7 protein-coding genes are annotated in these 7,644 nt (G+C 42.7%); 5 read left to right on the plus strand and 2 right to left on the minus strand.

The genetic code is table 11. From position 1 onward, the window contains the following. A partial coding sequence (locus tag NTU69_03475) for a tetratricopeptide repeat protein (GenBank protein ID MCX5802590.1) occupies positions 1-1,716 on the plus strand: 1,716 nt, incomplete at its 5' end. A gap of 346 nt (positions 1,717-2,062) precedes the next feature. After that, positions 2,063-2,500, plus strand: a complete 438-nt coding sequence (gene ssb / locus NTU69_03480) for a single-stranded DNA-binding protein (protein ID MCX5802591.1) — start codon at positions 2,063-2,065, stop codon at positions 2,498-2,500. 123 nt (positions 2,501-2,623) lie between these two features. Here ssb and NTU69_03485 read toward each other — a convergent pair whose 3' ends face one another. Next, positions 2,624-2,968 (minus strand): hypothetical protein, encoded by a 345-nt coding sequence (locus NTU69_03485; protein ID MCX5802592.1) that lies wholly within the window; start codon positions 2,966-2,968, stop codon positions 2,624-2,626. Positions 2,969-3,092: 124 nt separating this feature from the next. Beyond that, entirely contained in the window at positions 3,093-3,476 is a 384-nt protein-coding gene (locus NTU69_03490) for an SPFH domain-containing protein (protein MCX5802593.1), read from the minus strand. 181 nt (positions 3,477-3,657) lie between these two features. Here NTU69_03490 and gatB point away from each other — a divergent pair, with 181 nt between their 5' ends. From gatB to NTU69_03505, 3 genes are all read left to right on the plus strand, one after another. Continuing rightward, the gene (gene gatB / locus NTU69_03495) at positions 3,658-5,106 is read left to right on the plus strand and encodes an Asp-tRNA(Asn)/Glu-tRNA(Gln) amidotransferase subunit GatB (protein ID MCX5802594.1); all 1,449 of its coding nucleotides are present in this window, start codon (positions 3,658-3,660) and stop codon (positions 5,104-5,106) included. A 185-nt stretch (positions 5,107-5,291) separates the two neighbouring features. Continuing rightward, on the plus strand, positions 5,292-6,329 hold the full coding sequence (gene mtnA, locus NTU69_03500) for an S-methyl-5-thioribose-1-phosphate isomerase (GenBank protein MCX5802595.1): 1,038 nt from the start codon (positions 5,292-5,294) through the stop codon (positions 6,327-6,329). After that, positions 6,326-7,096: an SAM-dependent chlorinase/fluorinase gene (locus NTU69_03505; protein ID MCX5802596.1), complete on the plus strand. Its 771-nt coding sequence runs from the start codon at positions 6,326-6,328 to the stop codon at positions 7,094-7,096. The genes mtnA and NTU69_03505 overlap by 4 nt, the downstream gene beginning before the upstream one ends. The last annotated feature ends 548 nt before the right edge of the window (positions 7,097-7,644 follow it).

A 7,644-nucleotide genomic window follows, 5' to 3' on the forward strand; every position in this document is an offset into this window, starting at 1 on the left:
GAAGAACACAACCGGGTATGCAGGGAAGCCCCCAAGGGACAGATTCCAAAGGATTTAAAGATCATAAGCACCAAAAATTTTACCCCCGAACAGCACAATTCAACCTGTGCACCATGCCATGCAAAGATGGTTCCCCTCACCACCACGTTTAAACCTGGTGACCGTTACTTCGATCATTTTGACCTCGGCACCCTTGAAGACCGTGATTTCTACCCCGATGGCCGTGATATGGGCGAAAATTATACCTACACGCTCTGGAGAATGAGTCCCTGTGTGAAGTCAGGACAGCTCTCCTGCATTCATTGTCATACATCAAGTGGAAGATACAGGTTTAAAGCTGAAGAAAAAGCCAATCAGGCATGTATGCCCTGCCATAAAAAAAACGTAGAGAATTCTTCTGCACATACTCACCACAAAATAGACAGTCCTGGAAACAAATGCATTTCCTGTCATATGCCAATGACTGGATTTGCACGGATGCGGCGTAGTGACCACTCTATCTTACCACCTGTGCCTGCAGCAACCATTGCATTCAAATCTCCCAATGCCTGTAATATCTGCCATACAGATTTTGATGCTGCCTGGGCTGACAAAAAAGTTCGCGAATGGCGTAAGCGTGACTATCAAGCGCCTTTGCTTCACCGTGCCAGTCTTATTGAAGCTGCCCGTAAAAGGGACTGGTCGGAACTGCCTGAGATGCTGAAATATTTAACAAGTAAGGAGCCTGACGAGATTTATGCCACCTCTTTGATCCGTCTCCTTGCATTCTGTAACGACAACAGTAAATGGCCTGTATTTCGCCGTCTTTTAAAAGAAGGACAATCACCACTCGTCCGTTCGGCTGCAGCCACTGCACTGACCACAAACCTTAACCGCGAGACAATTAATGTCCTTCTTGCGGCAACAACTGATGACTATAGGCTCGTTCGTATACGGGCTGTAGCTTCTCTTTCTACCTATTCTGTAAAACTCCTTGGCCCGAAGGATAAGAAAAGGCTGGAAGCTGCATCAGGTGAACTCTTTACATCTCTAACAATCCGTCCTGATGACTGGGCTTCTCACTACAACATGGGGAACTATTTGTTTGAGCGAGGTGAACCCAATAAGGCACTTAGCTCCTATAACACAGCCTCAAAACTCCAACCTGACAGTATCCTACCCCTTGTAAATATTTCACTTGTATATTCCTATCTCGGACAGACAGATATGGCTGAAAAATTATTGAAGCAGGCATTAAAACTTGATCCGACCAACGCTGCTGCAAATTTCAATCTGGGGTTGCTCATGGCAGAACGGGGTGAAGTAATTCAGGCAGAGAAGTACCTCAGGACAGCTTTGAAGACCGATCCTGACTTTGCCGAAGCCGCCTTTAATTTAAGTGTTTTGATAAGCCGTGACAGACTCAAGGAAGCTATCTCCTTGTCCCGCAAGGCAAGTAAGCTCCGCCCTGACCAGCCAAAATACGCATATACCTATGCCTTTTATTTGAATCAAAGTGAAAACGTTAAAGGAGCTTCTCAGGAATTACAGCAGTTGATCAGGAGGCATCCGGTATATATCGACGCCCACATGTTACTGGGTATGATCTATGAAAAACAGGGGAAACTGAATGACGCAAGGGCGCTCTACCTGAAGGCGCTTGAGAACAAGGGGTTATCAAAGAGCGATCAATTCCGTCTCAATGAAAGGCTCCGCGCCATCAACTCTCTCAAGTAGTTGAAGTTTTCAATGTATAATAATCTTAGAAATACATGTTCTCATTGAGAATCTAATTTCTTAACCTTCCATTTACAATTATTAACCATCTGACGTCAGCGGGTGCATGGGGATATTTGTACACTACTGCCTCAAGAATATAAAAAGTTATCTGTAAATGTTCCGTGCTCTATTTTGAAGGATGCCATTTGTGAAAGGCTTTGGCGATAGTCTTCTTACACAGTTAATGTTATTCTGTACTCTACCCGTTAAGGGTTATGTGTTTCGGCTTGTGTTGACTTTTCTAATTTAATACTATAAGTTTTACTAACTATAATCCAGAGTATAAAGTGATGGGGGGTAAAAGATGTCGAGTTTAAATAAAGCAATCATTATTGGAAGGCTCGGAGCAGACCCGGAGTTGAGGTATACTGCTGATGGAGTGGCTGTTGCCACTTTTAATGTTGCTACAACAGAAAAAAGGAAAGATAAAAACGGCGTCAAGCAAGACAAAACAGAATGGCACAGGGTAGTGGCATGGAGAAGGCTTGGAGAAATCGCAGGAGAGTACCTGAAAAAAGGCAGGCTTGTTTACATTGAAGGGAGAATCCAGTCCCGTGAGTTTGAAGGTAGAGATGGTGTGAAAAGGAGAAGCTTTGAAATTGTCGCAACGGATATGAAGATGCTTGGAGCTGGCGCACCACAAATGGGAAGGGATGAGGGGAAAGCCCAGGGAGCCAAACAGGGGGAGATTGAGGATGATTTTGTACCGGAAACCGAGGAAGAAGACGATGTACCGCTTTAAATATGGCTCATAGCTCGTAGCTCATGGCTGATAGAATATAGCTCATAGTTCATAGGAGAAGAAACTCTACGCCATTCTCACCGGATAAATCTAAATAAAAGAAAAAAATCCTAACCGACTTTTTTATTTTTCCTTCTCAAAGCTCTTTACATCAATAAACGGCACAGCGACGGATGTTGCCTTAGGAAGATGGCCATCCCATTTTTCTACGGCTTTCATTGATGCCTCAATCTGTCTCAACTTTACAAGTTCGATAGTTATATTTGCTTTCTGCAGTCTTAATGCCTCAGCTTCTGCTTTCGCCTGGGTTATCTTTTGCTCTGCCTCGATCTTAATCCGCTCGAGGTCGCGCTGTGCTTTTAAGGCAAACTGCTCTGCAGTCTGTTTCGATTCGATTGCCTGGGTAAACTGCGGGGAGAATTTGAAATTTACTATAGAGAAATCATCAATAACAATATTATATCCCACGAGCCTTTACCTCAGGAGTTCCTTAATTTCAGTCCTTACCTTTTCCCTCTGTGTTATAAGCTCCACCGCAGTATATTTGGCCGTTATTGCCTTTACAACCTCCTGTACAGCAGGGCCGCTGATCCTAATCTTTATATTCCCTGCCAAGGTTTTGATAAACCCAATTGGCTTTCTCTGGAAGGATATGATAATTCACGGCTATCGTTGAATGGGTGTCCTGTAAATCCTTGGATACTGACTCTGCCCCTGTCTGAGATTTCTGAACCCTCACATCGAGTTTCACAACCTTTTGGACTCCCGGGATTCTTAAATGAAGCCCTTCACTGAAAACATCCGACTGCACAGCCCCAAAATTAAGCACCACACCCCTCTCCCCGGGCCCAACCATAATAAAAGGATTAACAATGAAAAATACAATCAATACAACAACAATCGCAACAATCACCCTTGTCATATTTTTAACCTGCTTCCCCTTTTCCTTCATTATACTAATAACGCTCTGATCCATAGTATCTGCCCTCCTTCAAATTTCTCTTAGTTTAATAATGGAATCACCGTAAAAACACAATCTATTCGAATCTTTTCACAATTTTTTTGAAAACATACATGAATCTGTTGTATATTCTCAACAATTCAAATAGAAACTCCTGTCTGCTACAGGCAGGGATGGACCATTTAAGGGGTGTATTGTGGATTATGGCGATTATGAAGGTGTAATGGGGCTTGAGGTTCATGCCCATCTATTGACGGACAGCAAAATCTTCTGTGGGTGCTCAACAAAATTCGGCGCAGAACCAAATAGCCACACCTGCCCTACCTGCATGGGACTACCTGGCGCCTTGCCTGTCCTTAATAAGAAGGTTGTAGATTATGCCATCAAACTCGGCCTCGCACTCCACTGTACTATCAATAAAAAAAGTATCTTTGCACGAAAAAACTACTACTATCCTGACCTTCCAAAGGGCTACCAGATTTCGCAATACGAAGAACCTTTATGTACTGATGGCTATCTTGATATCTTTATCAATGGAGGAAAAAAGAGAATCAGGATAAAAAGGGTGCACATGGAAGAAGACGCCGGGAAGCTCGTTCATGAAAGCACTATTGAAGCAAGCTCATATAGCCTTGTAGATTACAACAGATCGAGCGTGCCGCTGCTTGAGATTGTGAGTGAGCCTGATATCGGGACACCCGAAGAGGCAACCCTCTATTTAAAGATGCTACGGGACGTACTCATATATCTCGAAATCTGCGATGGCAATATGGAAGAAGGGAGTTTCAGATGTGATGCAAATGTGTCTGTGAGAAAGAAGGGGACAAGCGAGCTTGGCACGAGGACAGAGCTTAAGAATCTGAACTCTTTCAGGCATATTGAAAAATCGCTCGATTACGAGATAATAAGGCAAATAGAGGTCATCAAAAATGGCGGTGAAATAGTTCAGGAAACAAGGCTTTTTAACGTTGATGAAGGGATTACATATTCCATGAGGAGTAAGGAAGAGGCAAATGATTACAGGTATTTTCCGGAACCTGACCTTCTTCCCCTCACAGTTGATGAAAAATGGATAAAAGAGATCAGGGAAAACCTGCCTGAATTACCAATGAAAAAGATGGAAAGATTTATCGATAAGTATAACCTCCCAAGGTATGATGTGGAGATATTGGTATCAGATAAGGAACTTGCCCAATACTTTGAAGAGGCAGTAGGGCTATTTCCTGAGCCAAAGACTGTGAGTAACTGGATCATGACCGAACTCTTAAGGGAATTAAAGGGTGGTAATGTATCACCAAAGGATTCACCCCTGCCTCCAGCCCATCTTGCAGAGTTATTATCACTTATAAAGGATGGAACGATCAGCACAAAGATAGGAAAGGAGATCTTTCCGGAGCTATATAAAAGTGGGGTATCTCCAAAACGTCTGGTTCAAGAAAAAGGGTTAATCCAGATTTCAGATGAGTCTGAGATAATCTCGACCATAGATAAGGTAATCTCTTGCTTCCCTCAAGAGGTTGAAGAATTCAAGGGGGGGAAAGAGAAACTACTGGGATTTTTTGTGGGACAGGTTATGAAAGAAACAAAAGGGAAGGCAAATCCAAAACTATTAAATGAACTACTTTTGAAGAGGCTGAAGGGGTAATGCCGATTTGCGATTGCGGATTGCGGAATGATGAATTCATACACAGTATATAGCATATCGCATTTCATATATAGTAGGAGAGGCGTCCCGCCTGTCAGAACACGATATACGGCATACGAACGACGATATACTGTTATGATAGTGGATGTTGAATACTATTTTATTGAGATTTCATTATGATTGTTATGATTGACCATATATACTGGAAAGATAGTTCGCTATATCTCCTCGACCAGAGGGCACTGCCCTTTAAAAAGACATATGTAAATTGTAAAGGTTTGCAGGATGTTATTCATGCGATAAAGGGTATGATTATCAGGGGCGCACCCTTAATAGGCATTGTCGCTGCCTATGGAGTAGTATTGGGTATACAAGAAACCCTGTCATCCAATGGGAGTGTGAAAGACCAAGACATAAACATGATTTGTGAAAAGCTGGGAAAAACGAGACCTACGGCAGTAAACCTTTTTTGGGCATTAAGCAGGATGAAGGATGCATTTCACCGGTATAAGAAAAATTCTGATATACTTGACCTTATGCTGGATGAGGCAATCTCCATCCATGTTGATGACATAGAGAACAACAGGATGCTTTCTCTGTATGGTGCTGAATTGATAGATGACGGAGACACAGTGCTCACCCATTGCAATGCAGGTGCCCTTGCGACAGGGGGATATGGAACAGCCCTCGGTGTGATAAGGGCAGCTCATGAATCCGGCAAGAAGATAAAGGTTATCGCAACAGAGACAAGACCTTATATGCAGGGGGCAAGGCTCACTGCCTTTGAACTACACGAGGAGGGGATAGAGGTTGAACTTGTGCCTGACAACCATGTGGGACTCCTCTGCTACAATAAGGTTGTAGATAAGGTCATTGTAGGTGCTGACAGGATTGCATTGAACGGTGATGTGGCAAATAAAATAGGTACGTATATGATAGCCCTCAATGCTTATCAACACCGCATCCCCTTTTATGTGGCAGCCCCTGTATCAACATTTGATAAAAGCATAAAGAACGGGGCCTCCATCGAGATAGAAGAGAGGGATGGCAGGGAGGTAAAATACTTACGCGGAAACCTTTTAACCCTCAAAGATATCAAGGCACGGTATTATTCCTTTGATATTACACCGGCTAAATACATATCCTTCATTATTACAGAGAAAGGTATTGTGGCTAAACCGTTTAGAAAATTTATAAAAATGCTTTTTTCTCAAGAACATTGAAAATCATCACACTTCTCACAGACTTTGGTTTGAAAGACCCCCATGCAGGCATTATGAAGGGGGTTATCCTTTCCATCAACCCTGATGTCACCATAGTGGATATTTCTCATGAGGTAGAAGCACAGGATATAAGGGAGGGTGCTTTTCTCATAAAAGAGTACTACACGTACTTCGAAAAAGGTACCATTCACGTCGCTATCGTTGATCCTACTGTGGGGAGTGAAAGAAGGCCGATAGTTTTCAGCAAGGACGGGCACTTTTTTATCGGACCTGATAATGGCATCTTCACCCTGGTTATTGACGAGGATACAGAAATATATTTGATAGAGAATAAAAAATTTATGATGAGAACTATAAGCACTACATTCCATGGCAGGGATGTATTTGCCCCAGTAGCTGCACATCTCTCATTGGGGTTTCACCTTTCGGCCTTTGGGGAAGTAGTTACAGACCCGGTGTGTCTCACGGATATTTTTCCAAAAATAGAAACTGATGTGATTTACGGCGAGGTAGTGAGGTTTGATCGGTTCGGGAATGCCATTACAAATATCCATGCGAGTACACTCAACACATTCATAAAAGGAAAAAAATTCAGGATAACCATAGGGAAGACATCTTTTGAATCTATCGATAAGAGCTACTACGAAAAAGAAGTGACCTGCCTCATCGGCAGCGCCGGTTATCTTGAATTTGCATATTACAGGGGGAGCTTCAGGGAAGAAAAGAAGGTATGGAAAGGGGATGAAGTTACGGTAAGGGTTGAGTAAACTTGTTATAAAACCGTATATCGTATATCGTCTATCGTCTATCCAGTCTGTTCCGTCTATTTAGCCTATTCAGTCTTTTTTTCTCTTGTTGTGACCAAAAAAACCAGAGAGACGAGATAGACCAAAAAGACAAAAAGCTTTTACACAAAATATCTTCCGACTTAATAATTTGCCTAATGATTATGTAACAGTTCATCGTTAAAGAAATAAAAACTTATAATTCAAAACCTGACCCCGTAATGTTTTCTCTATCTGATCGGTTTCACCCGTTCTGGTGCCAGCCTGGGTGACTTTTTAAGAGGTTCTGTCTTCGTTACACCTTGTTTTTCAGGTAGTGGCTTGGGTATAGTTGTTGACGGTTTAGCGTTAATTTGGCCTTGTTGTTGGATATCAGCGGGCGGAAGAGCGCCTGTAACAACAGCCCGGAATTCGGTTCCAGGTTTTGCTCTCAGATATGGACTGGCAGTATCCGTACTGGGTACCTGCCATGGCTCACCCTGTATCCACGAAAGTAACAGGTAAAGAGAACAAGTATAGGAAACAGCATC

The sequence above is a fragment of the Pseudomonadota bacterium genome (assembly GCA_026388215.1).
Taxonomy (GTDB): Bacteria; Desulfobacterota; Syntrophorhabdia; order Syntrophorhabdales; family Syntrophorhabdaceae; genus JAPLKF01.